25 protein-coding genes and 2 pseudogenes are annotated in these 25255 nt (G+C 67.8%); 20 read left to right on the top strand and 7 right to left on the bottom strand.

From position 1 onward, the window contains the following. The 5 genes from EP26_RS24110 to EP26_RS24090 all read left to right on the top strand — a co-directional run. The coding region (locus EP26_RS24110; protein ID WP_211259538.1) for a hypothetical protein at positions 1 to 381 on the top strand (381 nt) is incomplete at its 5' end. A gap of 51 nt (positions 382 to 432) precedes the next feature. After that, the gene (locus tag EP26_RS24105; protein ID WP_043342399.1) at positions 433 to 729 is read left to right on the top strand and encodes a hypothetical protein; all 297 of its coding nucleotides are present in this window, start codon (positions 433 to 435) and stop codon (positions 727 to 729) included. Positions 730 to 1049: 320 nt separating this feature from the next. Beyond that, a complete protein-coding gene (locus EP26_RS24100) occupies positions 1050 to 1625 on the top strand; it encodes an alpha-ketoglutarate-dependent dioxygenase AlkB (protein WP_043342398.1) in 576 nt (191 codons plus the stop codon). Positions 1626 to 1846: 221 nt separating this feature from the next. Then, on the top strand, positions 1847 to 2605 hold the full coding sequence (locus EP26_RS24095; RefSeq protein ID WP_052389612.1) for a Crp/Fnr family transcriptional regulator: 759 nt from the start codon (positions 1847 to 1849) through the stop codon (positions 2603 to 2605). Positions 2606 to 2670: 65 nt separating this feature from the next. Then, the gene (locus tag EP26_RS24090) at positions 2671 to 4986 is read left to right on the top strand and encodes a PAS domain S-box protein (RefSeq protein WP_211259536.1); all 2316 of its coding nucleotides are present in this window, start codon (positions 2671 to 2673) and stop codon (positions 4984 to 4986) included. A gap of 39 nt (positions 4987 to 5025) precedes the next feature. Here the strand turns inward: EP26_RS24090 and EP26_RS24085 are convergent, their stop codons facing one another. The 3 genes and pseudogenes from EP26_RS24085 to EP26_RS24075 all read right to left on the bottom strand — a co-directional run. Continuing rightward, complete coding sequence (locus tag EP26_RS24085; RefSeq protein WP_043342396.1) at positions 5026 to 5367, bottom strand: cupin domain-containing protein; 342 nt, start codon at positions 5365 to 5367, stop codon at positions 5026 to 5028. A 65-nt stretch (positions 5368 to 5432) separates the two neighbouring features. Next, entirely contained in the window at positions 5433 to 6197 is a 765-nt protein-coding gene (locus tag EP26_RS24080) for a Crp/Fnr family transcriptional regulator (RefSeq protein ID WP_043342394.1), read from the bottom strand. A 243-nt stretch (positions 6198 to 6440) separates the two neighbouring features. Continuing rightward, positions 6441 to 6893: pseudogene (locus EP26_RS24075) on the bottom strand (transposase); the annotation flags it as partial. A 480-nt stretch (positions 6894 to 7373) separates the two neighbouring features. Here EP26_RS24075 and EP26_RS24070 point away from each other — a divergent pair. The 3 genes from EP26_RS24070 to EP26_RS24060 all read left to right on the top strand — a co-directional run bounded on the left by EP26_RS24070 (position 7374) and on the right by EP26_RS24060 (position 10058). After that, positions 7374 to 8300 (top strand): LysR family transcriptional regulator, encoded by a 927-nt coding sequence (locus tag EP26_RS24070; RefSeq protein WP_043342393.1) that lies wholly within the window; start codon positions 7374 to 7376, stop codon positions 8298 to 8300. Positions 8301 to 8385: 85 nt separating this feature from the next. After that, positions 8386 to 9498 (top strand): hypothetical protein, encoded by a 1113-nt coding sequence (locus EP26_RS24065; RefSeq protein ID WP_043342391.1) that lies wholly within the window; start codon positions 8386 to 8388, stop codon positions 9496 to 9498. Between the two features lie 14 nt (positions 9499 to 9512). Beyond that, positions 9513 to 10058 carry a UGSC family (seleno)protein gene (locus EP26_RS24060; protein WP_052389608.1) on the top strand — a complete coding sequence of 182 codons (546 nt, stop codon included), beginning with the start codon at positions 9513 to 9515 and terminating at the stop codon, positions 10056 to 10058. A 184-nt stretch (positions 10059 to 10242) separates the two neighbouring features. On the opposite strand, the gene EP26_RS24055 is transcribed toward EP26_RS24060, so the two are convergent. After that, positions 10243 to 11232 carry a LysR family transcriptional regulator gene (locus EP26_RS24055; RefSeq protein WP_084112896.1) on the bottom strand — a complete coding sequence of 330 codons (990 nt, stop codon included), beginning with the start codon at positions 11230 to 11232 and terminating at the stop codon, positions 10243 to 10245. A 103-nt stretch (positions 11233 to 11335) separates the two neighbouring features. Here EP26_RS24055 and EP26_RS24050 point away from each other — a divergent pair, with 103 nt between their 5' ends. The 11 genes from EP26_RS24050 to EP26_RS24000 are packed head-to-tail and all read left to right on the top strand — an operon-like array spanning position 11336 to position 21501. After that, a complete protein-coding gene (locus EP26_RS24050) occupies positions 11336 to 12040 on the top strand; it encodes a haloacid dehalogenase type II (protein ID WP_043342390.1) in 705 nt (234 codons plus the stop codon). A 31-nt stretch (positions 12041 to 12071) separates the two neighbouring features. Next, positions 12072 to 13205 (top strand): CaiB/BaiF CoA transferase family protein, encoded by a 1134-nt coding sequence (locus tag EP26_RS24045; RefSeq protein ID WP_245624500.1) that lies wholly within the window; start codon positions 12072 to 12074, stop codon positions 13203 to 13205. After that, on the top strand, positions 13202 to 13666 hold the full coding sequence (locus EP26_RS24040) for a PaaI family thioesterase (protein ID WP_043342388.1): 465 nt from the start codon (positions 13202 to 13204) through the stop codon (positions 13664 to 13666). The genes EP26_RS24045 and EP26_RS24040 overlap by 4 nt, the downstream gene beginning before the upstream one ends. Then, complete coding sequence (locus EP26_RS24035; RefSeq protein ID WP_052389606.1) at positions 13663 to 14628, top strand: Bug family tripartite tricarboxylate transporter substrate binding protein; 966 nt, start codon at positions 13663 to 13665, stop codon at positions 14626 to 14628. The genes EP26_RS24040 and EP26_RS24035 overlap by 4 nt, the downstream gene beginning before the upstream one ends. A 44-nt stretch (positions 14629 to 14672) precedes the next feature. Further along, positions 14673 to 15827, top strand: a complete 1155-nt coding sequence (locus EP26_RS24030) for a trans-sulfuration enzyme family protein (RefSeq protein WP_043342384.1) — start codon at positions 14673 to 14675, stop codon at positions 15825 to 15827. 24 nt (positions 15828 to 15851) lie between these two features. After that, complete coding sequence (locus EP26_RS24025; RefSeq protein WP_211259534.1) at positions 15852 to 16397, top strand: phosphonopyruvate decarboxylase; 546 nt, start codon at positions 15852 to 15854, stop codon at positions 16395 to 16397. An 11-nt stretch (positions 16398 to 16408) separates the two neighbouring features. Continuing rightward, positions 16409 to 17011, top strand: coding sequence for a thiamine pyrophosphate-dependent enzyme (locus EP26_RS24020; RefSeq protein ID WP_245624499.1), 603 nt, complete (start codon positions 16409 to 16411; stop codon positions 17009 to 17011). Further along, positions 17008 to 17766, top strand: a complete 759-nt coding sequence (locus EP26_RS24015) for an SDR family NAD(P)-dependent oxidoreductase (RefSeq protein ID WP_043342382.1) — start codon at positions 17008 to 17010, stop codon at positions 17764 to 17766. Before EP26_RS24020 ends, EP26_RS24015 begins: the two co-directional genes overlap by 4 nt. Continuing rightward, on the top strand, positions 17763 to 19127 hold the full coding sequence (locus EP26_RS24010; RefSeq protein WP_052389605.1) for an MFS transporter: 1365 nt from the start codon (positions 17763 to 17765) through the stop codon (positions 19125 to 19127). Before EP26_RS24015 ends, EP26_RS24010 begins: the two co-directional genes overlap by 4 nt. A 6-nt stretch (positions 19128 to 19133) precedes the next feature. Further along, a complete protein-coding gene (locus EP26_RS24005) occupies positions 19134 to 19844 on the top strand; it encodes an alpha/beta fold hydrolase (RefSeq protein WP_043342378.1) in 711 nt (236 codons plus the stop codon). Between the two features lie 31 nt (positions 19845 to 19875). Continuing rightward, positions 19876 to 21501, top strand: coding sequence for a GMC family oxidoreductase (locus EP26_RS24000; protein WP_052389604.1), 1626 nt, complete (start codon positions 19876 to 19878; stop codon positions 21499 to 21501). Between the two features lie 111 nt (positions 21502 to 21612). Here the strand turns inward: EP26_RS24000 and EP26_RS23995 are convergent. Both EP26_RS23995 and EP26_RS23990 read right to left on the bottom strand, forming a co-directional pair. After that, positions 21613 to 22277, bottom strand: a pseudogene (locus EP26_RS23995) (transposase); the annotation flags it as partial. Between the two features lie 199 nt (positions 22278 to 22476). Then, the gene (locus tag EP26_RS23990; RefSeq protein ID WP_169747472.1) at positions 22477 to 23235 is read right to left on the bottom strand and encodes an IS5 family transposase; all 759 of its coding nucleotides are present in this window, start codon (positions 23233 to 23235) and stop codon (positions 22477 to 22479) included. A 77-nt stretch (positions 23236 to 23312) separates the two neighbouring features. On the opposite strand from EP26_RS23990, the gene EP26_RS23985 reads away from it, so the two are divergent. After that, the gene (locus EP26_RS23985) at positions 23313 to 24278 is read left to right on the top strand and encodes an IS5 family transposase (protein WP_043342376.1); all 966 of its coding nucleotides are present in this window, start codon (positions 23313 to 23315) and stop codon (positions 24276 to 24278) included. 443 nt (positions 24279 to 24721) lie between these two features. Here EP26_RS23985 and EP26_RS23980 read toward each other — a convergent pair. After that, the coding region (locus EP26_RS23980; RefSeq protein WP_043342374.1) for an SLC13 family permease at positions 24722 to 25255 on the bottom strand (534 nt) is incomplete at its 5' end.

Raw genomic sequence — 25255 nt, 5'->3', positions numbered from 1 at the left:
GCCAGTGCTTCGGCCGATGGTGCTAGGATCCAGCAGCGGGTGGCACCCATGACCTCGGATCCAATCGGCCTTCCTGTGCAGCAGCGCGACCAGCTCAACGAGCTACGGGGCGAGGTCCATGCCTTGAAGAGCATTTTAGCCATTCTGATTGCCCATATCTCGCTGCTCACGCGCGCTCCGCTCGCAAAGCGGGAGGAGATACTGGGTACCCTTCACTCGATGCTGCCTGCAGCACTGGCGCAGATTGAGCATGACGCCCCGCCGGCAGCTGCTGCTGGCTTCGAACGGGCCATTGAGACGGTAACGCACATGGCGCTCAACGCCGTTCGGATAGAGCCAACAGCACCGATGCAGCAGGACCCTCCTGGGCCTGGCCGCTAACTGAGCGTGGTGAGCTAGCGCTGGCTGCGACGTCGCCTCAACATCCGCGACATGAGCCTGCCGCCCGACCAGATACCGCCCGCCAAGCCGAAGATCTCGCCCGAGGAGCGTCGGCGCCGGGCTGCCGATCGGCTGACCATGATCCGGTTGAAGATGGCGATCGGCCGCGAGCTGGACGAACGGGGCATCACCACACCCGCCGAGATCGGCGCCGCCCTTGCGATGCCGCCGGCCGAGGCGACCAGGCTGCTGACTGGGCACCAATGGCGCGAGGGCGCCGTCGAGCGGCTTGAGGCTGCAGCGGCGCGGCTGGGGTTGCAGGTGCCGGAGGCAGCAAGCGAGGACTGACCCAGCTAAGCGGGCATTCTCGCAGGTGAGGTGGTCCCCGCTGCTCAGCATGTCTGATGCCTTTGGATGCTTGGCGATGGCGATCCCGGCACCTCCGCCGTATCGAGTGGCCGAAAAGGCAAGCCGCAGTCGGTAGACCTGCTAACCGTCCGCGCGCCGGCCGGCGGTCGAGTTGGGTGGAAAGCGGCGGTTCGAGGCCGTCTCCAAAGGCGATTGGTCGTGCGGCAAGAGTGGTCGCCCTTCTTGATCAGCCCAAGATGGAGTGCGGGGACAGTCGCTGCTGATGTAGGCTGCGGGCACTGCTTCCAGGGTCGCGGCACATGCCGGCCAGCCAACTCGATCTTTTCGCCCCGGCGCCTGCCTTGCCACCGGGCTTCCAGTATTGGGACGAGGCGATCCCGCGGGAGGAGGAGCGCGCGATCCTCAAAGCCTTCGCAACGCTGGACTTCGCCGCTTTTGCCTTCCACGGCCATGTCGGGCGGCGCCGCGTTGTCTCTTTTGGCTGGGCCTATGACTTTGAGCGTGAGGCCATCCGGGACGCGCCGCCGATCCCGCCCTTCCTGCTCGCGCTGCGCGAGCGCGCTGCGACCTTCGCCGGCCTTGCTCCGCAGACACTGAGCCAGGCCCTGGTCACCGAATACCCGCCCGGTGCGGCAATCGGCTGGCACCGTGACAAGGCTGTGTTCGGCGATGTCCTCGGCGTCTCGCTCGACGCTCCCTGCCTCTTCCGGCTGCGACGCCGGGCCGGTGCCTCCTGGCAGCGCACCTCGCTGCGCCTCGAGCCACGATCCGCCTACCTGCTGCAGGGGCCGGCAAGGACAGAGTGGGAGCACAGCATCCCACCCACGGACGGGCTACGGTGTTCGGTAACTTTCCGCACCCTGCGTGTCGCCTGACGCCGGTCCTCCTTGCCAGCTGCGTCGGGGCGGGAAGCAGACATCCGTCTGGCCGAAACCTAACCCAGTATAGAGCGGTCCTGGGCGCTTCCGCCTAGAAGCGGTGATGTTGGTGGCCCCGCGGAGCAGAAAGGGTGACGGGAACGGACAGGGTTTCCGCCCCGGCTGCGACGGGAAAGGCTTCGAGCTTCCACCGCTTCTGCCCTGAGGGAGGTCCTGCAATGCCGATCGGGGTAGAATGGCCCGCCATCGGGAGCGCTCCGGTATCGGCTGGGGCACCCCTCCTCCGGAACCGGCTGCTCGCCGCGCTGGCGCAGAGCGATTTCGACAACCTGCGGCCGCACCTCACCCTGGTGGGGCTGGTCGGTGATCAGACCCTGTTCGGGCCCGGCGAGGTGATCGAGCACGTCTATTTCGTCGAGCAAGGTGTGGTGTCGTTGGTGGCGGACACTGGAGCCGACGATGTGGGCATCGAGGTGGGCATGATCGGCCGGGAGGGCATGGCCGGCGTCGCTTCCGTGATCAGCGACCGCCCGATCGCCTTCCATCATACCAGGGTTCAGATGCCCGGCTCGGCCTTGCGGATGCCGGTCGCGTGCTTCCGACGCCTCCTGGGCAGCGTGCCGGCCCTGCGCGAGCGCTGCCTGTGCTACCTGGATGCATTCGTCATCCAGATCGCCCAGACCGGGGCCTGCAACGGCCGCCACCACCTGCCCGAACGTTGTGCTTGCTGGCTGCTGGCAGCGTGTGACCGGGCCGAAGGCCCCGAGATGCCGCTCACCCATGATACGCTGTCGGCGGCGTTGGGCGTTCGCCGCTCGGGCATCACAATCACCATCGGCGCGCTGCAGGAGGCCGGATTCATACGGTCTGGCAGGGGTAAGACGGTGGTGCTGGACCATGCCGGGCTCGAGCGGGCCGCCTGCGGCTGCTACCGGCTGGTCCGGAACCAGTTCGACCGTCTGCTGGCATGTCCATAGTGCGCGAGGATCGACTCACCCGGCCGCGCTCCCGGGCAGCCTCCGTTCCAGGAAACTGGTCGTTTGTGACCTCCGGGTCCGCTGCAAGGAAACCCGGCATGTCCACCCGAGAATCCACCCATTCCGACGACAGCGACCTCCGCGCCCGGATCGCTGCCCTGGAGGCGGAGAATACCGCTCTACGCGCCCAACTCAAAGGCCACCAAGCCGCGGCGTCGATCGTGGGAGCAGAACGCGACGCCGGTCGCGCACGGGCTCAGGACCGGGCCTCTGCCGGCACTGCCGATCGTCTTGCGCTTGGTACACTGGAGCAGGCGAACGCGGCGCTCCGCCTCGTCAATGCTGAGCTGACCGAAAGCCGTGCGGCGCACCACGCGGGTGAGCAGCGCCTGCGGCTCATTCTGGAGAGCGCCACCGACTTCGCCATCATCACCACCGGCCTGGACGGGCGCATTACCGGCTGGAATGCTGGCGCGCGCAACATCCTGGGTTGGGACGAGGCGGAGATCCTCGGCCGGAGCGCCGAGGTGATCTGGACACCCGAGGACCTGGCGGCCGAGGCGCCGGAGGCCGAGATGCGCAGCGCGCGGGAGCAGGGCCGCGCGGCGGATGAGCGCTGGCACCTCAGGCGGGACGGCTCCCGGTTCTGGGCCAGTGGGCTGATGACGCCGATGCGCGACGGCGCCGGCACGCTGCTCGGCTACCTCAAGATCCTGCGCGATCGCACCGGGCGCCGCGCCGTCGAGGCAGCCCTGCGCGAGAGCGAGAACCGCTTCCGGACTCTCGCCGAGAGCATCCCCAACTTCGTGTTCCGCTCGCGCACCTCGGGCGAGCGCACCTGGGGCAGTCCGCAATGGATCGCCTATAGTGGCCTGTCGGAGGAGGAGAGCCTGGGCCTTGGTTGGCTTGAGGCCGTCCACCCCGACGATCGCGCGACGACAATGGCGGCCTGGGCCACGGCAGAGGCGAGCGGGCTGTTCTCGGTTGAGCACCGCACGCGCCGTGCTGCGGACGGCACCTATCGTTGGTTCCAGAGCCGCGCCGTGCCGATGCGGGACGAGGTGGGCCGCATCATCGAGTGGTTCGGCACCTCGACCGACATCGACGACCAGGTATGCGCCCGCGAGGTGCTGGCCCGCGGCCACGAGGAGCTGGAGGCGCTTGTAGCGGAGCGCACGATTGAGTTGGCGCAAACGCTGGACGCCCTACGCACCGAGGCGGCTGAGCGCGCCCGTGCCGAGGAGACGCTGCGGCAAGCGCAGAAGATAGAGGCTGTGGGCCAGCTCACGGGCGGTATCGCGCACGACTTCAACAACATGCTCCAGGGCGTCGCAGGCGGCCTGGAGACGGCGCGGCGCCGGATCGCGCAAGGCCGCGCCGACGAGGCGGGGCGCTACCTGGAAATGGCGCGCGAGGCGGTGGGCCGGGCGGCGGGGCTGACACGGCGCCTGCTGGCCTTCGCGCGGCGGCAACGGCTCGACCCGAAGGCGATCGGCCCGGACGGGCTGGTCGCGGGCATGGCGGACCTGCTCCGCCGCACGGTGGGACCCGGGGTCAAGGTGGAGCTCGACCTGCACGGCGGCACCGGGAGCGTGTTGTGCGACGCCAACGAGCTTGAGAGCGCGCTGTTGAACCTCTGCATCAACGCGCGCGACGCCATGCCCGAGGGCGGGCGACTGACGATCGGCACGGCGGACACCGAGCTGTCCGCGGCGGACATCGCAGAACAGGAAGGTGCAGCGCCCGGCGGTTACGTGGTGATCTCGGTCACCGACACCGGGGAGGGGATGCGACCGGAGGTGCTGGTGCGCGTCTTCGAGCCGTTCTTCACCACCAAGCCGGTGGGCCAGGGAACCGGGCTGGGGCTGAGCCAAGTCTACGGCTTTGTGCGGCAGTCCGACGGACTCGTCCGGCTGGAGAGTGCGCCCGGGCAAGGTACGACCGTGCGCCTCTACTTGCCGAGGCAGGAACAAGCGGAGACGGTCGGGCCGCCGCCGCCGGCTCCGGTTCTCGAGCGGGCTGCCACGGGGCAAACGGTGCTGCTGGTGGATGACGAGGACGGAGTGCGCGGCCCGGCCGCCGAGCGGCTCCGCGAGTTGGGCTACCAGGTTCTGGCGGTGGCGGACGGGCCGGCGGCACTGCGGCTCCTGCAGGCCTCCTCACGCGTGGACCTGCTGGTCACCGACGTGGGCCTCCCGAACGGGATGAACGGTCGGCAGGTGGCCGAGGCGGCGCGCGAGCGGATGCCGGCGCTGCCAGTGCTGTTCATCACCGGCTATGCGGGCTCGGCGCTGCCGGCCGGGGTCGAGGTGATCGGCAAGCCGTTCGAACTCGACACCCTAGCGCGGCGGGTCCAGGCAATGCTCAGGACCGAGCGGTAGACAACAAATCGGTGGTGCCGCCGCTCCGAGCCGGTGCGGTCAGTTCTGGGGGCCGGCAATGGCCGAACCGGGCACTGCCGAGATACGCCAAATCTTGATCTCGCCATGCAGACGCTCGAAGCAGTGTGGCCGGCCGTTGGGCACGAACAGCACGTCACCGGCAGTGCACTCCAGGGCCGTGTCGCCCCAGCGGAGCGCGCCGTAGCCGGATGCGACGACGTAGACGGTGTCGGTGAGCCCGTCATTCGCGTGCCCGCCCCCTGCGCGGTCCAGCCCGCAGATTTCGAGTACGCTGCCTTCGGAAGCGCCGTGGACGCATAGCGCCTGCCCCACCTCGGACCAGGGTAGCCGCTCCGTGGCTGCGGTCAGGTTGATCGGCACTCGCTGTTCAGGAGACGACATGGGCCAACCTCGGGCAGGTGCCGGCGGGCACCGTTGGGGGTGCTTCAGATAAGGCCCTTGAGCCGCTTACCGGCTTCGCTGTCCGGCTCATCCTTCGCGCGGTCGAGGTGCAGGTAATTCGCCTCGAACTGGGCCGCCTTTCGCAAGCCGGCGGGGTCGAGCACTGTCCAGCGCTTGCCTTCGATGGCGATCAGCTTCTCTTCCCGGAGACGCTGCAACATGCGGTTGACGTGGACCGGCGTGAGGCCGGTGGCGTCCGCCAGGTCTGTCTGGGTAATCGGGAAGTCGAAACTCTCGTCATCCATGACGCCGACCGCTCGTAGACGGAGAAGGATCTCGTAGATCATGAAAGCGATCCGCGAGTAGGCGTCGCGGCGGCCCTCGTCGATGATACGTTCGCGCAACACGCCTTCGTCCTGCAGCGTGTTCCACCAAAAAGCGAGCGCAATGCCCGGCCGATTGAGCAGCAGGTCCTTCATGGTGTCGCCTGGGATCGAGGCGATCACGCTTGGTATCAGCGTGCCGATGCTGTGGTCCATTTCCTTGAGGATGAAAATCTCGGAATCGCAGGGATCACCTACCACCAGGAAGGCCATGATCTGCCGCCTGCCGTCCTGCAGGATCTTGTAGCGGCACGCTAGGCCGGAGATGACAACGTGGATGTCAGGTGAGTGCTCGCCCTCGCGGACGATGTCCTCGCGTGCCCCGTACTGCTGCTGGCGCTTGGAAGTGAGTTCGCTCAGCAGCCGCCGGTCCTCGTCGGAGAAGCGCCTGAACTGCTCCAGTTTCATGACGAATGGACTGTCCAAGGGGCCCCTCCTTGCCGTTGCTCCCCGGCTGCTGCTTTACCTCGTGGGACGGCAACGCAGGAAGCAGGGCTGGTTTGCTCCCGAGCCAGGATGAAACAGTCAGGGCAACTCGATCCTGGACCCACTGAGCCCTGCCCGTGTTCCGGGTCACGCAATCCGGACATACTCCGGACGTCCGAGCTCGAGCATGCGGTTCAGCACGTGGGCGGCGATGGCCACTTCGGTCGCTTGCCGCTTATCCATCTACGAGCGCAGCCCGCCGCCGATGACGCATTTCCTGCGCGCGATACCGGCCTCCACCAGAGCACGCCAGTTGTACCCTGATGCCTTCTGCCAACCCATGCGGCCGCGCTCGGCGATGAGCTGCAGATGCCGGTCCCGCCGTGTCGGCGCGGTTTCGGCGGCGTCACTCGGCACCGCGCTCGAGCGCGGCGGGACGAAGACGGCCGCATCGGGATGCCGCGCCGCGACCTCGGCATAGACCTCGTCCCGGTCGCAGGCGCCATCGCCGGTGAAGGACGCCACAGAACCATCGACCTGGTCGAGCAAGGGGCCGACCTGCGAGCCATCGTCAGTATCCTTGTCGGTCAGCACCGACGCGCTGATCCGCCCGGTGCCGGCGTCCGTGGCGAGGTGGAGCATCTTCCAGGCCCGGCGCCGCTTGGTGCCATGCTTCTCCATGAGCCACTCACCGGGACCGCAGAGCCGCTAACTTGGTCTGCGCGGGGCTTATCGCATGTGACGGAGTGTGTTCAAGCGACTAGGTGCAGCTCAGCGGCGGCTATTGACGGCGGTTTTGGGCGGAAAGCGGCGGTAGCCGACGAGCCGAGCAGAGGTCCGCTCTACCCTGCAAGTCATGGCGCCATAGCGGACGCTGACCCTTCAGCCGGAAAAGACCCTTCTCGGATCTTCAAGCCCAAGCCTGCCTTGTCCGTATGCGGATGCAAACCGGACAATGGCGGTGCTTGACGGTGGCCTCCGCACCGAGTGGGCCATAAAACATCCAGGCAGACTGAATTGCCGCATTGACCTCTAGTCTGGGTAGCCACAGCGAGCGACGATGCGCATCTCTCGGCGAGCGTCGCAACAGCCCATGAGGACGGCCGATGTATACCCGACACACCCGCTTTATCGCATCGTTGACTGCTTGCCGCCCCTAGTCGACATGATGCTGGGGTGACCCACACGAAGGTTCCCGATCTCTCCACCCGGCAACTTCTGGCCGTCATGACCGTCGCTGAGCAGGGCAGCTTCGTCGCCGCCGCAGCCGTGCTGAAATGCTCGCAGCCCGGGCTGACGCGAATCATACGCCGGGTCGAAGACGTGCTCGGCGCCGCGCTGTTCGAGCGCACGACCCGGCGGGTGCGCCTGACTCAGGCCGGCCGCGAGTTCCTGCCGATAGCCGAGCGTTTGCTCCACGAGATCCGCATGGCCGCCCGCAACATCCGCGAGATTGCTGCCGAGAGTCGCGGCCGGGTGGTGCTCGCGTGCATCATGTCGGCCGCAGCCGGCCCGCTACCTGCGATCTTGGCAGCTTGGTCGGCCGCCCGGCCGAGCGTCGAGATCCACTTGCGTGAGGGCGTGCACGGCGCGGTCCTCGCCGAGATCCACGGCGGGGTCGCGGATTTCGGCCTCACCTACGTGGACGATCTGCCGGACGATGTGTCCGCCCAGCCGCTCGGGCGCGAGCATTTCGTCGTCGTCGCCCCGCCCGGCCACGCCTTGGTGGGACGCGACGACGCCGTCTCGCTCGCCGACATCGCGAGCGAGCGGCTCGTGTCCTTCCCGCCAGAGTCCCGCACGCGTCGGATGCTTGATGCGGCGGCCGCCGAAGTGGGGCTGGCCTTCCAACACGTGCTCACCGTGACCCAGTTCGCCAGCATGCTGCGGCTGGTGCGGGCCGGCGCAGGGCTCGCCATCGTCCCTGCCGGCGCAGTGAACGGGCCAAGCGGCGAGGGTTTGGCGCGGCTGTCGCTTGCGCCGCCCGGGCTGAGCCGGCGCATCGGCCTTGTCACGCAGCGCGGGCGAGACCTTGGGCCGGCCGCTGCCGGCCTCCTCGCCACCCTTGCAGAGACCTGGCCGGCCGGGGTTATTGATGCATAGATTGGAATAATGATCGGAAAGCTAAATATCTTGGCATAGATGAGGCCGGCCAGCATTCTCCCGGGCAGAAGGACCGGAGGAACGCATGGCCACCACTCTGGAGATCACGGGCCACCACGCCGTGGCGCCGGGCACCAACCTGGTCGAGTATTACTACGAGCGTGGCTGGACCGACGGCCTGCCGGTGGTGCCGCCCACGCCGGAGGCGGTCGTCGCCTTCGTCGATGCCCTAGGCGGCGACCCGGATGCCGTCGAGGGTAAGGTAGCGCCGCGCTGGGGCGTGCTCACCCGAGAAATCCTGGCGATCAACGCTGTTATGGCCGGTTGCCTGCCGTCCTATGCCCCGGTGCTGCGGGCGGCGTTGGCCGCCCTGATGGATCAAGCCTTCAACCTGAACGGCGTGCAGGCGACGACGCACATGGCGGCGCCCCTGGTCATCGTGAACGGCCCGATCGCACGCGCCATCGGCATGAATGGCGGCGCAAATGCCTTCGGGCCGGGCAACCGCGCCAATGCGACGATCGGCCGGGCCATCCGCTTGGTGCTGCTGAATGTCGGCGGCGCGCATCCACCCGACCTTGACAAGTGCACGCTCGGAAATCCCGCGAAGTACAGCTACGCGGTCTGCGAGAATGAGGCGCAGAGCCCCTTCGCCCCCTACCATGTCGAGCAGGGCTGGAAGCCCGATGATAGCACAGTCTTCGCCATGGCCGCCGAGGCGCCGCACAGCGTCACCGACCACCAGTGCAACGACCCCGAGGGGATCCTCGACACCATCTGCTCGGCCATGAGCACCATCGCCTCGAACAACGCTGTGCTGTCCGGGCATTGCGCCGTGGCGCTCGGCCTCGAGCATGCGCGGACCATCGCCCGGCACGGCTGGACCCGCCGCGACATCCGTCACTATCTCTGGATGCACAGCGGTAACGCCTTCCGGCTGATCAGCCGCGACCATCGCTATGGCCAAGTTTACAACCGCAACCTGCCCAAGTGGTACCGGCGCGACCCGAACAGCCAGATCCCCATCGTGCCGAGCCCGGACAACATCCACCTCTTTGTCCTTGGCGGCGATGCCGGCCGGTTCTCCGCTTTCATCCCCGGCTGGGGACACATGAACACGCCGGTGATGAGGCCGGTCTCCGCCGAGGCGGCCGCACCCGAGGGGTCGGACTGCGCCGGCGACGTCTGCGCGATCTAAGGGAGGCTCGACCGATGCTGCAAAGAGTGGACGACACCCGCATCTTCGCCTTCGACCCGCGCGGGCGGGTCGAGAGCACCGAGACGCCGCTGGCTCCGCGGCCCGTCGCACTGGCGGGGCTGCGCCTCGGCATCCTCGACAACAGCAAGTGGAACGCCAACAAGCTGCTGCGCGGCGCTGCCGAGGCGCTGTCTGGCGAGGTCGCTTTCGCCGCGGTGAACTACTACGTCAAGCACAGTTTCTCGAAGGATGCCGCACCCGAGCTGCTCGCCCGGATCGCCGCCGAGTGCGACATCGTGCTGACCGCGATCGGCGATTGCGGGTCCTGCTGCTCTTGCTGCGTGCGGGACTCGATCGCGTTGGAGCGGCTCGGCCGGCCGGCTGCCTGCATCATCACGACGGAGTTCTTGAAGGAGACCCAGCTCACGCGCGTGGCGCTCGGCATGCCCAGGCTGCGGCCGGTCGTGATCGACCATCCGGTGAGCTCGATCACGGCGGAGGAGGTTGCCGTGCGGGTCGGACAGATCGTGCAACAGGCGCAGGTGGTCTGGGCCGCGTGAGGCTGCGGAATGGCCAGCCCGACCCGGCATCCGCCGCGCCGATTGAGGCGGCTGAGGATGCCGGCATCCGACGGCGAATCGCATCCAGCTTCTCTCGCCAGGGCCTCATGCGGACCCTCGGCGCCGTGCTGGGCCGCGTTGCTCCGGGCGACGTCGGGATCTGTCTTGACGACGGAGTTCAAGATTAACTTCCTGGCCCCCGCAGCGGGCGAGCGGATCTCAGGACGGGGCCGGGTGGTGGCGCCCGCACACGGGATGCTTCTGGCTGGCGCCCTCGCGTTGACCCGGCGACGAGCTCGCGGAGCCAAGCATGTTGCACGCTCCCGTCATGCCGGCGGTGCCAGTAGAGCGCCCATTCGAACTCGGCCTCCGGCAGCGGCAGGCTGCGTCGGACGAAGCCGTCGGCCGTCCGGGCCAGCACTTCCGCCAGGCGCTCCGGCATCACCGCCACGAGATCGGTGGCGCGCAGCACCTCAGGCACAACCAGCCAATGCGGCACGTTCACCGCCACCTGCCGCCTGTGACCCAGTCGACCGAGCGCATCGTCGACAAAGCGGCTGTCGACCGGGCTGATGGACACCCGCAGATGCCGCAGGCCCAGTAGGCGCTGCAGGTCGAAGTGCCCACGGGCGGCCGAATGCCCTTCGCGCATCACGCAGATCATCCGGTCCGGCAGCAGCGGCTGCCGGAGGATCGAGCCGCCATGAGCCAGGCCCATGCTGATCGCAAGGTCGCAGGAATCGGCCTCCAAAGCGTCCACCGTCTGTGCCGGCGACAGGTGAACCACTTCCAAGGCCACCAGCGGGGCCTCGCGCGACACCGCCTCCGCGATCCCGGGCAGGAACAGCAAGCTCAAGAGATCCGACATGCGCAGCACGAAGCGCTGCTCGCAGCGTGACGGCTCGAAGCCGGTATCGGGGGTGAGCACCCGCTCGACTTGGCGGAGGACCTGCCGAACCTCGCCCACCAATTCGAGGCCGCGAGCGGTCGGCTCCATGCCGTGAGGCGTCCGCACCAGAAGGGCATCGCCGAAAGTGGCGCGCAGGCGGGCCAGGGCATTGCTCATCGCCGGTTGGCTCAGGCCAACACGCAGGGCAGCCCGGCTCACGTGCCGTTCTTCCAGCAGGGCGTCGAGTGCGACCAACAGGTTCAGGTCAACGGTGCGCAGGCGCATAGGGTGATATTGATATGGTGAATAGCACTAGAGCAAGTATCCATTTCCTCCATGGGACCTCCGCTGCCACCCTCTGCCCAGGATGACGGAGGAGGACGCGGCCATGGCCGACGCTGAGGCACTCAAGCGCAAGATCAAAGTCTGCATGTTCGACCAGTACGGCACGGTCGTGGACATGCAGACCGGCCTCTGGGAGGTCGCCGTCGATTTCCTCAAGGCCAAGGGCTGGACCGGAAACGCCTACGAGTTCGTCACCTGGTGGCGTCGCACCCACTTCGAAAACTCGATGATCGACGCGCTGCTCCACCGCGAGCACATGCCCTATCGCGAGATCGGTCATCTCTCCGTTCGCCACGTCATGACGCGAGCGAAAATTCCGCACACCGAAGAAGAGGTGCGCTGGCTCGTCGCCTGCATCGAGCGGCTGAAATGCTTCCCGGAGGTGCCGGAGGCGCTCGCTCGCCTGCAGACGAAGTACAAGCTCGTCGTCCTCTCCAACGGCGACCCCGACATGCTGGAGGAGGCGAAGAAGCACCACGGCGTGCCCTTCGACGCAGTGATCAGCGTGGCTGAGGCCAACGCCTTCAAGCCGCACCGCGCGACCTATGAAATGGCTGCGCGCAAGATGGGCGTGGCGATGGACGAGGTGCTGTTCGTTGCCAACCACGAATTCGACTGCGTTGGCGCCAAGGCTGCCGGCATGCACACGGCTTTCATCGACCGCCGCAAGCGCCCCTTGGCCCAGTGGCCCCACCAGCCCGACCTGCTGCTTCCCAGCATGACGGCGCTCGCCGATGCCATGGTCTGACCCTGCCGTCGCATCCCGGCCTCTGGCCGGGGTGCGCATTCTCGACCTGACCCGCGTCGTCTCGGGGCCATTCTGCACCATGCTGCTCGGCGACTTCGGTGCCGACGTGGTGAAGGTGGAGGAACCGGACCGTGGCGACGAGAGCCGGACCTATGGCCCGCCCTTTCAGGGTGGCGAGAGCGCCTACTTCCTCTCGGTCAACCGCAACAAGCGCGGCATAGCCCTCGACCTGAAGTGGTCGGAGGGCCGGGAGACGGCGCTGGCACTTGCGGCCCAAGCGGATGTGGTGGTGGAGAACTTCCGCCCCGGCGCCCTGGATCGGCTCGGCCTGGGCTGGGAGGCGCTGCGTGCGGCAAACCCCAGCGTCGTACTCTGCTCCATCAGCGGCTTCGGCGGCGAAGGACCGGACGCCGGGCGCCCCGGCTACGATCTGATCGTACAGGGCGAGGCCGGCGTCATGGGCATCACCGGCCAGCCGGACGGACCGCCGACCAAGGTCGGAACCTCGATCGCCGACCTCGTCACCGGCCTCTACGCCAGCCAAGCGGTGCTCGCCGCACTGCGCCTCCGCGACACGACCGGCGAGGGCCAACGCGTCGAGGTCGCCATGCTCGATGCTCTGGCCTCCCTGCTGACCTTCAACGCCGGCATTTACTTCGCCACCGGCCGCGACCCGGTGCGGCGCGGCAACGCGCACGCGACGATCGTGCCCTACGAAACCTTCGAGGCCGCCGATGGCTGGGTGAACATCGGCGTCGCCAACGACAAGTTCTGGAGCCTGTTCTGCGAGGCGGCGGGCTGCCTCGAGATGCGGGATGACCCGCGCTTCGCCAAGGCGACGGCGCGCGTCGAGAACCGCGCTGCGCTGATGGAACTGTTGGTCCCTATCGTCCGTGAACGCAGGCGCGACGACTGGGTGGCGTCGCTCTCCGCCGTCGGCGTGCCCTGCGGCGCCATCCGCAGCGTGGGCGAGGTTTGCACCGCCCCACAACTCGTCACCCGTGGCATGGTCCTGGAAGCCGAGCACCCGACGGCCGGAGCGACCCGGAGCATCGCCTCACCGGCCCGCTTCGGCGCGATGCCGCCGCCCACTCCGCGGCCGGCGCCAACCTTGGGGCAACACCAGGCGGAGGTGCTGCAGGACTGGCTGGGGAAGCCGGCGTGACCCGGAAGGTCGACCTTGACCAGGCTCGCGCTGCCTTCGCCCGTGCCGCCGGCGGTGAGCGCGAGGTCTTCGGGGACTTCTTCCTCGCCCGCCTTTTCGGCCTGGAGGTCACGTTCCCGGCCGAGGCCTGCGAGGTCGCTTTCGAGGTGCAGGACTTCATGTTCAACCCACAGGGCACGCTGCACGGCGGGGTGCTGGCGACGGCGCTCGACATTGCCATGGGCCACCTCATCCAGCGCCATGCCGGGCCAGGCACGACGCTGGAGATGAAGGTCCAGTACCTGGCGCCCATCCGCATCGGGCGTGTGACCTGCCGTGGCGAGGCACTGCGCCGCGGTGGAACCTGGTTCCTGCGCGCTGACGCCAGAGACGCGGGGGGCCAGTTGCTCGCCTATGCCACCTCCACCTGGAAGCTGCTCAAGACGGCCGCACAGGCCGCGCCAAAGGAGACGCCCGCATGATTCGACGCCTGTTGCTTGCCGCCGCGCTAGCTCTCGGCGCCGCCCCGGCGGTGGCCCAGACCGCGAGCTGGCCGGACCGGCCCATCCGCATTGTGGTCCCCTACGGCCCCGGTGGCGGGGTCGACAGCTTCACCCGGCCTGTCGCGGCGCAGCTCCAGGGGCAGCTTGGCCATCCCGTGGTGGTGGACAACCGCGCCGGCGCCGGCGGCACCATCGGCGTCCTGAACGCCGCGCGGTCGCTTGCTGATGGTTACACCCTGCTTTCGGGTGGCGTGCACCAGCCGATGGCCGAGGCCTTGTACCCCCAGCGCGGCTACCGCATCGACCAAGACTTCGTCCCCATCGCTATAACCGCAGTGGTCCCGAACGTCCTTGTGGTCAACCCGGCCGTGGGCCTGACCGACCTGCGCACCCTCATGGACCGGGCGCGCGCCAACCCCGGGAACCTCACCTACTGCTCGTCCGGCAGCGGGACCTCGCAGCACATTATCGCCGAGATGTTCTTGCGCGAAACCGGTTTGAAGATGGTGCACGTGCCCTATCGTGGCACCGCGCCGGCGATGAACGACCTGCTCGCGGGTACCTGTCCGATGATGTTCGACGGCATGGGCACCTCGGCGGCGCAGATCGCGGGCCAGCGGCTGCGGCCGCTAGCGCTGACGGTGCGTACGCGCTCGTCGTTGTTCCCCGAGGTTCCGACTATGGCCGAGGCCGGCGGACCGGATCTCGACGCCGGCACCTGGTACGCGCTTTGGGCTCCGGCCGGCACCCCGGCATCGATCATCGCGCGGCTGCGTGTCGAGGTGCGGAAAGCACTTGGCGCGCCAGAGCTGCAGCGCACCTGGCAGCAGCAGGGTGCCGAACGCTCCAGCATCCCGGACGACCAGCTCGACGCTTATGTGCGGGCGGAAACGCAGCGATGGACGTCGCTGGTCACCGTACTCGGCTTACGGGCGGAATAGGTCCTCTCCTTGACCGGCACCCTTAACGTTAACGAGACAGGCCCATGACCGACACGTCGTTCGACACGCTCTGCGCCCAAGCAAACCATCTTGTCGATCCCATGTACGGCGATGTGGTTCCCGCCGTACATATCTCGACAACCTTCGCAAGGAATGAGCAGGGCGAGTTGCCCGGTGGTCTTCGCTACTCACGTTACGGGAACCCGACTGTCCTGCAGGCGGAAGCGCTGATTGCCAAGCTGGACGGCGCTAAGGAAGCACGGCTCTTCGGCTCTGGTCTCGCGGCGGCGGCGGCGCTGATCGGGACGCTGCGCAACGGTGACCATGTTGTGGCGCCGCGCATTATGTATCACGGCGCACAGGACCTGATCCGCAAGGTCGCTTCCGAACACGGGGCTGAAGCGACCTTTTTCAATCAGGCGAATCCGCAGGCCCTGGCGAAAGCCCTCCGGCCGAACACGGCAATGGTGTGGATCGAATCCCCTATCAATCCGACCTGGGACATTATCGACATCGCCGCGGCAGCCGAGGCCGCTCATTCCGTCAACGCTTGCCTCTGCCTAGATGCGAGCGTCACACCCGCGGTGACAACACGGGCACTGGACCTCGGTGTCGATATCGTCTTTCAGTCTGCGACTAAGTACCTGAACGGACACAGCGACGTCCTGGCCGGCTGCCTATCTACGAATATGTTGGACGACCGTTGGGCGGAGATCGTCAACGACCGCAACCTAACCGGTGGCGTGCTGGGCGCCATGGAGGCCTGGCTGCTCATCCGCGGGCTGCGCACATTGCCGCTCCGCTACCGGGCCGCATCGGCGAATGCGTTGGCGATCGCCAGGCACTTCGAACATCACGCGGTGGTCGAGCGCGTGCTCTATCCCGGCCTGGAGAGCCATCCTGGCCACGCCATCGCGCGTGGGCAGATGATCGACGGCTTTAGTGGCATGCTGTCGCTGCTGGTGCGCGGGGACACGGAGTTCGCGCGCGCTGTAACGCGTAATCTTCGCATCTTCCTCGGTGCCGCGTCGCTCGGCGGCGTTGAAAGCCTCGCCGAACATCGCGCCTCGGTGGAGGGACCAAACAGCGTGGTTCCGGGCAATCTTATCCGCTTCTCTGTGGGTATCGAAGCGGCAGCCGATCTCATCCATGACATTGAGCAGGCCCTGCGCAAAACCGAAGCCGAATTGCGGTCATGATAATCGGAGCTGGAACACAGGCCCATGATGACTGAATCCTATGACTACGGCACTGCACGTGGTGTGTGGTCAGAGGCGATGCACGCGGCTCTCACAGCGCGCGACGTGCGGCTGCTCGCCCATGTCCCCGACGGCGGAAACGCGCCGCTGATTGCGCGCTGCGAGGCCGACCCGGCGATCACCGTTGTACCGTTGACCACCGAAGAAGAGGGCGTCGGCATCGTCGCCGGCGCCTGGCTGGGCGGCATGCGCTCGGTGTTGGCGATCCAGTCCTCGGGCGTCGGCAACTGCGGCAACCTATTCGCCATGCTGCGCAGCTGCACCCTACCGGCCCTGCTCATCGTTTCCATGCGGGGTGAGTGGGGCGAGTTCGTCCCCTGGCAAATCCCGATGGGCCAGGCGGCGCCGGACATGCTGCGCCTGTTCGGCTTCGACCTGTTCAGGTTGGAACGCGCAGAGGAGGCGCAGGAAGTGACTGACCACGCGCTGCGCCAAGCATTTCTCGGCGGGCGCGCGACGGCGTTGCTGGTGAGCCAGCGGCTCATCGGCTCCAAGAGCTTCGGCAAGTGAGGGAGCCCGACATGGAGAGCATGATCGACGGCCGTCTCTCACGGCGTTGGCTGGTGAACGAGTTGCTGCGTGACCGCGGCGATCTGCTGGTGGTCGCTGGCCTGGGCTCCACGGTGTGGGACTGCGCGGCGGCGGGCGACCACCCACTCACCTTCCCGGTCTGGGCCGCCATGGGTGCCGCGGCCACGGTGGGGCTGGGCCTGGCCCTGGCCCAGCCCGCGCGGCAGGTGCTGGTGGTGACCGGCGATGGCGAGATGCTCATGCAACTCGGGGCGCTGGCGACGGTCGCGGTGGCACGGCCATCGAACCTGGCGATCTGCGTACTGGACAACGAGCGCTGGGGCGAGACGGGCAATCAGGCCACCCATACCGCCCACGGCGTCAGCCTGGCTGGGGTGGCGCGCGAATGCGGCATCCCCCGGGTGTTGGAACTGCGCTCGGCGAACGAGGTGCCCCAGCTGGTGGAGGCGAGCCGCCAGGCAGCGGGGCCTCTGCTGGCAGTGTGCAAGATCGCCGCCGACAAGCCGCCGCTGGTCATGCCTCCACGGGACGGCTCGTACCTGAAGGATCGCTTCCGTACCGCCCTGCTCGGCGCCGAAGGAGCCCACGAATGACCGCTTCGCGCCTCGCTGTCGTCACCGGCGCTGCCACCGGCATCGGGCTGGCTGTGGCACGGCGGCTCGGAACGGCCGGGTTCAGGGTTGTCCTGCTCGACCGTGACACGACCGCCCTGGCCGCATTGCCGACCGAACCATGGATGGCGGAAGGCACCGTGCTGGACGTGGCTGACCCTGGAGCGATCGAGGGCGCCTTCGCGGCACTGGCGGCACGGCATGGCCCGGTCGGCGTTCTGGTAAACAATGCCGGCATCGCTGCGGTGCACCCATTCCTGGAGCATCCGCTCGACGCGTGGGAGCGGGTGATGGCAATCAACGTCACCGGCGCCTTTCTCTGTTCGCAGGCGGCGGCCCGGCAGATGGCGGAGGCAGGCTGGGGCCGCATCGTCAGCATCGCCTCCATCAGCGGCGTGCGCGCCAGCCTGGACCGCGCGGCCTACGGCACCTCCAAGGCGGCGGTCATTGGGCTGACCCGGCAGATGGCAGTGGAACTGGCGCGCTTCGGCATCACTGCCAACGCCGTTGCTCCGGGGGCGACGGAGACGGAGTTTGTGCGCCGACATCACCCCGCCGCAGTCCGCGCCGCCTTCGACGCGGCAACTCCCGATGGACGCTACGCCGCCCCGGAGGAGATCGCGGAGGTGGTGACCTTCCTTGCCTCGGAGGCGGCCGCGCACGTGAATGGTGTCGTCCTGCCCGTGGATGGCGGATTCCTGGCGGCGGGGGTCCTTGGCGAACGCAGCGGGGCATGATGGGACATGACGGCGACGGCGGGCGAGGCAGGTTGCCGGGGCTGCTGGCGGTGCTGCTCGGCGTCGCCGTCATCACGCTCGACATCTCGCTGACCAGCACCGCCCTGCCGGCCATCGCCAATGGCTTGGGCGCCAGCGCCGGGTCTACCATCTGGATCATCAACGTCTACTACCTCGCAGTGGTGGCAGCCCTGCTGCCAATGGGCGCGCTTGGCGAGATCCACGGGCATCGGCGCGTCTTCCTTGTGGGGTTGCTGACCTTCGCCGCGGGAGCCCTGGCCTGCGGCCTGGCGTGGTCGCTGCCCAGCCTCGCCGTTGCGCGGGCGGTGCTGGGGCTGGGCTCAGCCGCCGTTTCCGCCACCACCCCCGGCCTGATCCGCACGGTGTATCCGCCCGAGAGGCTCGGGCGCGGGCTTGGGCTGTACGCGCTGGTCGTCGGCGTCGCCTTCACCGTGGGGCCGACCACCGCCTCGGCCATTCTCTCAGTGCTGGACTGGCCATGGTTGTTCCTGAGCAACCTGCCGATCGCGCTGCTCGCCTTCGTCCTGTCGGTTCGCAATCTGCCGCCGACGGAGCGGCACCGGCGGCCGTTCGACGGCATGGCGGCTGCGCTCTGCGCAGGGATGTTCGCGCTGCTGCTGTTTGCGATCGCCGGGGCGGCGCATGGAACCGGTTGGCTGCCGATGGCACTGGCCGGGTTGGCTGCGGCGGGGTGCGGCTACGCGCTCTGGCGGCGAGAGGCCGGTAGCCCAACGCCGATTCTCGCCATCGACCTGTTCCAGAATCCGGTCTTCGCGCTGTCGGCCGCCACCTCGATCTGCGCTTTCGCCATCCAGGGGCTGGTGTTCGTCGCGCTGCCCATCCTGTTCCAGACCGAGCTGGGCTACAGCCAGGTGGAGGCGGGCTTCCTCATCACGCCCTGGCCGGTGACGCTGGCGGTGATGACGCTGGTGGCGGCGCCAATGGCGGACCGGGTCTCGCCCGGCCTGCTGGGCGGTGCCGGCCTGCTGCTGGTCGCTTTTGGGCTGGCGATGCTGGCCACGCTGACGCCCGCCGCCGGCGTCGCCGACATCGCTTGGCGGCTGGTGCTGTGCGGCATCGGCTTCGGGTTCTTCCAGTCGCCCAACATGAAGGCGATTATGACCAGCGCCCCGCGACACCGAAGCGGCGGGGCGGGAGGCATCCTGGCCACGTCGCGCCTGCTAGGGCAGTCGGTCGGCGCGGCGCTGGTGGCGCTGTGCCTGCACGCCTTCGCCGCCAACGGGTTGGTGGCCGTGCTGTGGCTCGGGGCCGGGCTGGCGCTGTGCGGCAGCGCCACCAGCTTCCTGCGCACCCTGCCCGCGGTGCGCGGCCATGGATGACCCACAGTGACCGTGCTGCTGATTCCCGGTTTCATGACGGACGCCGACCTTTGGCGCGACGTCGAGGGGGCGCTGGCGCCGTGGGGCCCGATCCGCCATGCGGACACGAGCCACGATGGCACCATCGCGGTTATGGCGAAGCGGGCGCTAGCCGAGGTGGCAGGTGCGTCCATCCTCATTGGCTTTTCCATGGGTGGCTACGTCGCCCGCGAGATGGCCCGGTTGGCGCCCGAGCGCGTGCAGGCGCTGGTGCTGGTGGCGACATCGGCGCGCGGCGACACGCCGGAGCAGGCCCGGCGCAAGGCATCCGCCGCCGGGCAGGTCGCCTCCCTCGGACAGTTCGCCGGTTTCGGACGGTCCGTCGTGGCCTCTGCGCTGCACCCTGATCGGGCTGGAGACGAGGCCCTGGTGGGCCGCATACAGGCTATGGCGCTCCGCCTCGGCGGCGAGGTGTTCCGCCGGCAATCACTGATGCCGCGCGAGGAAGACCTGGCCGAGCTGCACGGCATTCGCTGCCCAACCCTCGTGATCGCGGGGCGGCAGGACCGGCTGCGGTCGATCGCAGAGGCCGAGGAGCTTCACGCGGGTATCCCGTGCACGGAACTGCGCATCCTTGAGGGCGCCGGGCACATGCTGCCGATGGAGGTCCCGGCCGAATTGGCCGCAGCCGTCACTGCCTGGCTCGGGACCCGCCTGGGCCGTACCTGCGTGGGCTGATCACTTTGAACCAGGAAGGAACGACAGCGCCATGGCGCTCATGAACGATGGCTCCGACGCGTCCGAGTACGACTACGTCATCGTCGGCGCCGGTTCGGCCGGTTGCACGCTCGCGGCCCGGCTGAGCGAGGACGCCGGCGTGACCGTCCTGCTGCTGGAGGCGGGCGGACGGGACCGCAACCCGCTGATCCACATCCCCGCGGGCTACGTGAAGACGATCGACATGCCGGGGCTGAATTGGCGGTTCCAGACCGAGCCGGAACCCTACACCTATGACCGCCCCTTTCCGATTCCGCGCGGCCGCGTTCTAGGCGGCACCAGCGCACTGAATGCCATGCTGTATGTGCGCGGCGAGGCCCGCGACTATGATTGCTGGGCCCAGGCCGGGAACAGGGGATGGTCCTGGGACGATGTCTTGCCCTACTTCCGCAGAGCAGAACACTGGGAAGGCGACGCCGCCCCCTGGCGTGGCGAAGGCGGACCGCTGAACGTGCGCCCGCAGTACGAGGCCGCCGAGATCACCGACGCAGTGATCGCGGCGGCGGCCGAGTGTGGCTATCCGCGCAACCCCGACTACACCAGCGGGAAGCAGGACGGGTTCGCCTACTTCCAGCTGACCCAGAAGGATGGGGTCCGCTGGTCGACCAAGCGCGCCTATTTGGCGCCGGCGCTGAAGCGGCCCAACCTGCGGGTCGAGACCAACGCCCACACGACGAAGGTCCTGCTCATGGGGAAGCGGGCGACGGGTGTGGCCTACCTCAAGGGTTCGCAAGCGAGGACCGCGACGGCTCGCCGTGAGGTGCTGCTCTGCGCGGGAGCGGTGCAGTCGCCGCAGGTTCTGGAACTCTCGGGCATCGGTCGCCCGGATGTCCTGCAGGAGCATGGCATCGAGGTCAGGCACGCGCTACCTGGCGTCGGCGAGAACTACCAGGACCATTACATAATCCGGATGGTCTGGCGGGTCACGGGTGCGGCCACGCTGAACGAACGCTCGCACGGCCTGCCCCTGCTGCGCGAGATTGTCAGGTATGCCCTGACGAAGCGAGGGATGCTGACGACCTCGGCGGGGATTGTGAACGGCAATGTCCGCTCGCGCCCGGAACTCGAGACACCAGACATCCAGTACACCATCGCGCACGCCAGCTTCAGGGATCCGGTGAAGCGCATCTTAGACCGTGAGCCGGGTCTAACCATCGGGCCGACGCCGCTGCGGCCGGACAGCCGCGGCTCCATACACATCAGGTCAGGTGACCCGCTGCAGGCGCCTGCGATCCGGCCAAACTTTCTCGTCGCGGAGTCCGATCGGCGCTGTCTGCTGGAGGGCATGAAGATTGCGCGGCGGATCACCGAGGCACCGGCCCTGGCCCGCTACATCGTCAATGAGGTGGAACCGGGCGACGACGCGCAGAGCGATGACGAGTTGCTCGATTTCGCTCGCCGCAAGGGGGGCACGATCCACCACCCCGTCGGAACCGCCAAGATGGGACCGGACTCGATGTCGGTCGTCGATGACCGCCTCCGTGTTCACGGCATCGGAGGGCTCAGGGTGGTCGATGCGTCGATCATGCCGATGATTGTCTCCGGTAATACCAACGCGCCCGTAATCATGATCGCCGAGAAAGCCGCAGACATGATCCGGCAGGACGCCCGCGGGTAGGAGCGGCAGTAGGCCCGGCCGCGCCGATCCTGCCCGCCACGCCCGGCGATCCCGCACCGCCGTGGTGGCCTCGACGTCGACGATGACGGCGTGCTCGACGTCGGTCAGTTAGTTGTCGCAATAGGCGTAGCAGGCCGGACCACCGGCTGCCGCCGTCCAGCGCGCAGCCGGGTCGGTGGGCGAGATGAACTTCGGCGGCACCTCGGTCGCCGCACCGAAAGCGGCGTCGTCGAGCACGGCCAGGTACTCGTCCACGGCGCGGCTGGCGTCCTCTGTGTTCAGCTCCCCGCGGCGGCAACGCCCTTCTGCCGGTTAGCGTCCGTCCAGATCATGCTGGCGTCCACCACGAAGCCCTGGCCGTCGACGAGGCCCTCGGCCATGCAGCGGCGCACTGTCGCCTCGAACAGCTGCCGTAACAGGTTGCTGTCGCGGAAGCGGCCGTGCCGGTTCTTGGAAAAGGTGGAGTGGTCCGGGACGACGCCGTCCAGGCCGAGGCGGCAGAACCAGCGATAGGCGAGGTTCAGGTGGACCTCCTCGCACAGCCGCCGCTCGGACCGAGCGCCGCAGCAGTAGCCGATCAGCAGCATACGGACCATCAGTTCGGGGTCGACCGAGGGGCGCCCGATCGGACTGTAGAAGGGCTCAAGGTGTCGGCGGATGTCGCTCAGCTCGACGAAGCGGTCGATCGAGAACAGCAGGTGATCGGCGGGAACGTGCTCCTCCAGGCTGAAGCCGTAGAACAGTGCCTCCTGCCGGACCTGCCGCTCGCCCATCATGGCTGTGCCCTCCACCACCAGGAGGACTGAATCAGGGGCGGCGCAGCTCCTCAACAGACTTTCTCAACAGAATCCAGATGAAGCGGACGTCTGGACATCGAACCCTCTACAGCCGTTTCCCGCCCTTTTCAGTCAGCAAGGGGCGTTGGTGCATGGATGCGGGTGAGCAGACAGGACTGGCCGCACTCAATCCGGGATATCAGGCGACGCGAGTGGAAACCGGCTTCGCAACCCGGATCATGCGGTTCAACGCCTCGGCGGCCATGGCGACTTCGCCCTGCTGGGCAGGCAAGAGGCGGGCGCGCAGCTTCGGCCCGATGATCGCCTTGTATCTGCCGACGGTGGTCTCCGCGAGACTGCGCCGGCCGTAGCCGGTCGTCTTCTGCCAAGCCATGCGGCCCTTTTCAGCGATGAGCCGGATGTGGCAATCGCGTTGGTTCTGCGCCTCGGCGTCCTCCGTGCCCGGCACCGCCGGGGCCCGCGGCGGGATGACGACGTCCGGCGGTGGATCGGGCTGGTGACCAGCGATGGCCTGGTACACCGGGTCGCCGTCGTAGGCACCATCCGCCGTCACGGACGCGATCTCACCTTCAGTCGCCTCGAGTAGCGCCGGCAGCTGACCGGCATCATCGGCGGCATTGTCGGTCAGCAAGCAGGCGACGATCTCGCCGGTGCCGGCGTCCACCGCAAGGTGCAGCTTGCGCCAGGACCGGCGCGTTCGGCCGTGCTTCTCCTCGTCCCACTCGCCCTGGCCAAACAGCTTTAGGCCGGTGCTGTCGATCACCAGGTGCAGTGCGCCGTTCGGCACCATCCTGGGCTGCCGCCCGGCAAAGTTGCGGCTGCGCCGGCTCAAGGTGGTGTGGTCCGGAACGCGCAGCGCCTGCCCGAACAGCCGCAGCACACTCGTGGCGAAACCCTCAGCCTGGCGCAGGGCGAGGTGAAAGACGAGCCGCAGCACCCTGGTGCATGGATCGCGGCTGAGCTGGATCGGTGATAGGCTTCGGGCCGAGGGCACATCCTCGGTAGGGGGCGAGCATGCCGTTCAAGGCCAACCAGGATCGGCGGCATCGGATCCCTCGGCAGCGGCACCAGGTGACGAACTGGCCGGCTTACGATGCGGCGCTGCAGGCCCGCGGCAGCCTGACCGTCTGGTTCACCGCTGAGGCGATCGCGGCGTGGCGGGCGGAGCCACGCACTACCCGCGGTGGGCAGCCGCATTACTCCGACCTGGCGATCTCCACGGCGCTGACGCTGCGGGCGGTGTTCCGGCTCGCGCTGCGGCAGACCGAGGGCCTGATCCGCTCTATTCTGTGCTTGCTCGGCCTGGATCTGACCGTGCCGGACCACAGCACGATGAGCCGACGGGCGAGGTCGCTCGCGCTGCCGCGGATGCGAGCGAGTAGGCGGCCCCTGCACCTGCTGGTCGACAGCACCGGCCTGCGGCTGTGCGGGCCCAGCGAATGGCTGGTCGAGCGGCATGGAGCCAGGACGCGTCGGCTGTGGCGCAAGCTGCACCTCGCCACGGACGCCGACACTGGCGAGATCGTCGCGGCCGAGCTGACCGGGCACGACGCTGATGATGGTGGGCAGGTCGAGGCCTTGCTCGACAGCTACGGCGGTTCGATTGCCTCGTTGACCGCTGACGGCGCCTATGACCGCGGCGACGTCTATGCCGCCGTCGCGGCGCGAAGTCGACGAGCCGTCGTCATCATCCCGCCGCGCTCGAGTGCCGTGATCAGTACGGCAGATGACATGCCGCCGACGCAACGCGACGAGCACATCGCGGGCATCGCAGCGCATGGCCGCATGGGCTGGCAGCGGCGATCAGGCTACAACTGGCGTGCTCTGGTCGAGGCGGACGTGTCACGCTGGAAGCGGGTCATCGGCGACGGCCTCCGGTCGCGCACCGACGATCGTCGCTCGACGGAAGTCGCCATCGCGGCTCGCGCGCTCAACCGAATGCTGGAGCTGGGACGGCCGGAGTACATTCGTATCCCATGAGCGGCGTCAACGTAGGCAGCATGCGAGGGCACTGCCGATCCTTGCAACACGGTCACAGCACGCAACACCATCGTCAGCAGCGCCGGATCCACCCCAGGCGAGCCCCTTACCACCGCACCAGCTAGCGCCACGCCCCAGGCGCCTAGCTCTCAGATCGCCGCGTGAGGCCAAGCACGCACCCTCGTGCGGGCAAACTCAGCGTCACGTCCAATAAGTTGCCAATGCCGCCATCGAGGGTCAGCCCTCACGCCAGCCTACCCGAGGATGCCCAACCGGACGACCCATGCACCAAGGTCACCGCCTGACACACAGCAGCGGCGCGCACGCCACGAGTGGCGCTCCGTCGTTCCCAGCCGCGTCAGCCGCGAAATGCGGTTATCGAGATGGGTTTCTAGACCTCACTTCACGTCGTCATGTTTGACGCAAGCGCCGGCAGAAACAAATCAGCCACCCCCGGTTGGCCAGACAACGGCAATAAGCGGTATGCCAACAAGAATAACAACAATGGACAAGGGGAGACCCAGCCTCCAGTAGTCACCGAAGCGGTAGCCGCCGGGCCCCATGACCAGCGTGTTGCACTGATGGCCGATGGGCGTCAGGAAGTCGCAGGCTGCACCTATCGCCACCGCCATCAAGAACGGGTCCGGGTTGAGGCCGAGGCGCTGCGCTAGGCTTGCGGCGATGGGTCCTAGCATCAGCACGGTCGCCGCATTGTTGAGGAAGGGCGTCACTGCCATGGCGAAGATCATCATCAAGGCCAGTGCGCCGGTTGGTGGCAAGGCCTGCACCATGCCGGAAAGCCAGCCCGCGATCAGGTCGCTGCCGCCGGTCGTGCGGATTGCCTCGCTCACCGGAATCAGCGCGCCAAGCAGGATCAGCACCGGCCACTCGATGGCGTCATAAGCCTCCCGCATGCTCAAGGAGCGAAGCAGCAGCAGGACAACCGATGCGGCGAAGAAGACGATGCCCACCGGGGC

Origin of the sequence: Belnapia moabensis DSM 16746 (genome assembly GCF_000745835.1) — a bacterium.
GTDB lineage: Bacteria > Pseudomonadota > Alphaproteobacteria > Acetobacterales > Acetobacteraceae > Belnapia > Belnapia moabensis.
This window is presented reverse-complemented; position numbering and strand designations above follow the sequence as displayed.

Excerpts from the sequence above, each read along its gene's own strand:
- EP26_RS24055 (WP_084112896.1), bottom strand. The coding sequence starts at position 11,232 with ATGCGCCTGCGCACCGTTGACCTGAACCTGTTGGTCGCACTCGACGCC.
- EP26_RS24065 (WP_043342391.1), top strand. The coding sequence starts at position 8,386 with ATGGCCACCACTCTGGAGATCACGGGCCACCACGCCGTGGCGCCGGGC.
- EP26_RS24050 (WP_043342390.1), top strand. The coding sequence starts at position 11,336 with ATGGCCGACGCTGAGGCACTCAAGCGCAAGATCAAAGTCTGCATGTTC.
- EP26_RS24020 (WP_245624499.1), top strand. The coding sequence starts at position 16,409 with ATGGAGAGCATGATCGACGGCCGTCTCTCACGGCGTTGGCTGGTGAAC.
- EP26_RS24010 (WP_052389605.1), top strand. The coding sequence starts at position 17,763 with ATGATGGGACATGACGGCGACGGCGGGCGAGGCAGGTTGCCGGGGCTG.
- EP26_RS24100 (WP_043342398.1), top strand. The coding sequence starts at position 1,050 with ATGCCGGCCAGCCAACTCGATCTTTTCGCCCCGGCGCCTGCCTTGCCA.
- EP26_RS24060 (WP_052389608.1), top strand. The coding sequence starts at position 9,513 with ATGCTGCAAAGAGTGGACGACACCCGCATCTTCGCCTTCGACCCGCGC.
- EP26_RS24030 (WP_043342384.1), top strand. The coding sequence starts at position 14,673 with ATGACCGACACGTCGTTCGACACGCTCTGCGCCCAAGCAAACCATCTT.
- EP26_RS24025 (WP_211259534.1), top strand. The coding sequence starts at position 15,852 with ATGATGACTGAATCCTATGACTACGGCACTGCACGTGGTGTGTGGTCA.
- EP26_RS24035 (WP_052389606.1), top strand. The coding sequence starts at position 13,663 with ATGATTCGACGCCTGTTGCTTGCCGCCGCGCTAGCTCTCGGCGCCGCC.
- EP26_RS23985 (WP_043342376.1), top strand. The coding sequence starts at position 23,313 with ATGCCGTTCAAGGCCAACCAGGATCGGCGGCATCGGATCCCTCGGCAG.
- EP26_RS24095 (WP_052389612.1), top strand. The coding sequence starts at position 1,847 with ATGCCGATCGGGGTAGAATGGCCCGCCATCGGGAGCGCTCCGGTATCG.
- EP26_RS24015 (WP_043342382.1), top strand. The coding sequence starts at position 17,008 with ATGACCGCTTCGCGCCTCGCTGTCGTCACCGGCGCTGCCACCGGCATC.
- EP26_RS24105 (WP_043342399.1), top strand. The coding sequence starts at position 433 with ATGAGCCTGCCGCCCGACCAGATACCGCCCGCCAAGCCGAAGATCTCG.
- EP26_RS24000 (WP_052389604.1), top strand. The coding sequence starts at position 19,876 with ATGGCGCTCATGAACGATGGCTCCGACGCGTCCGAGTACGACTACGTC.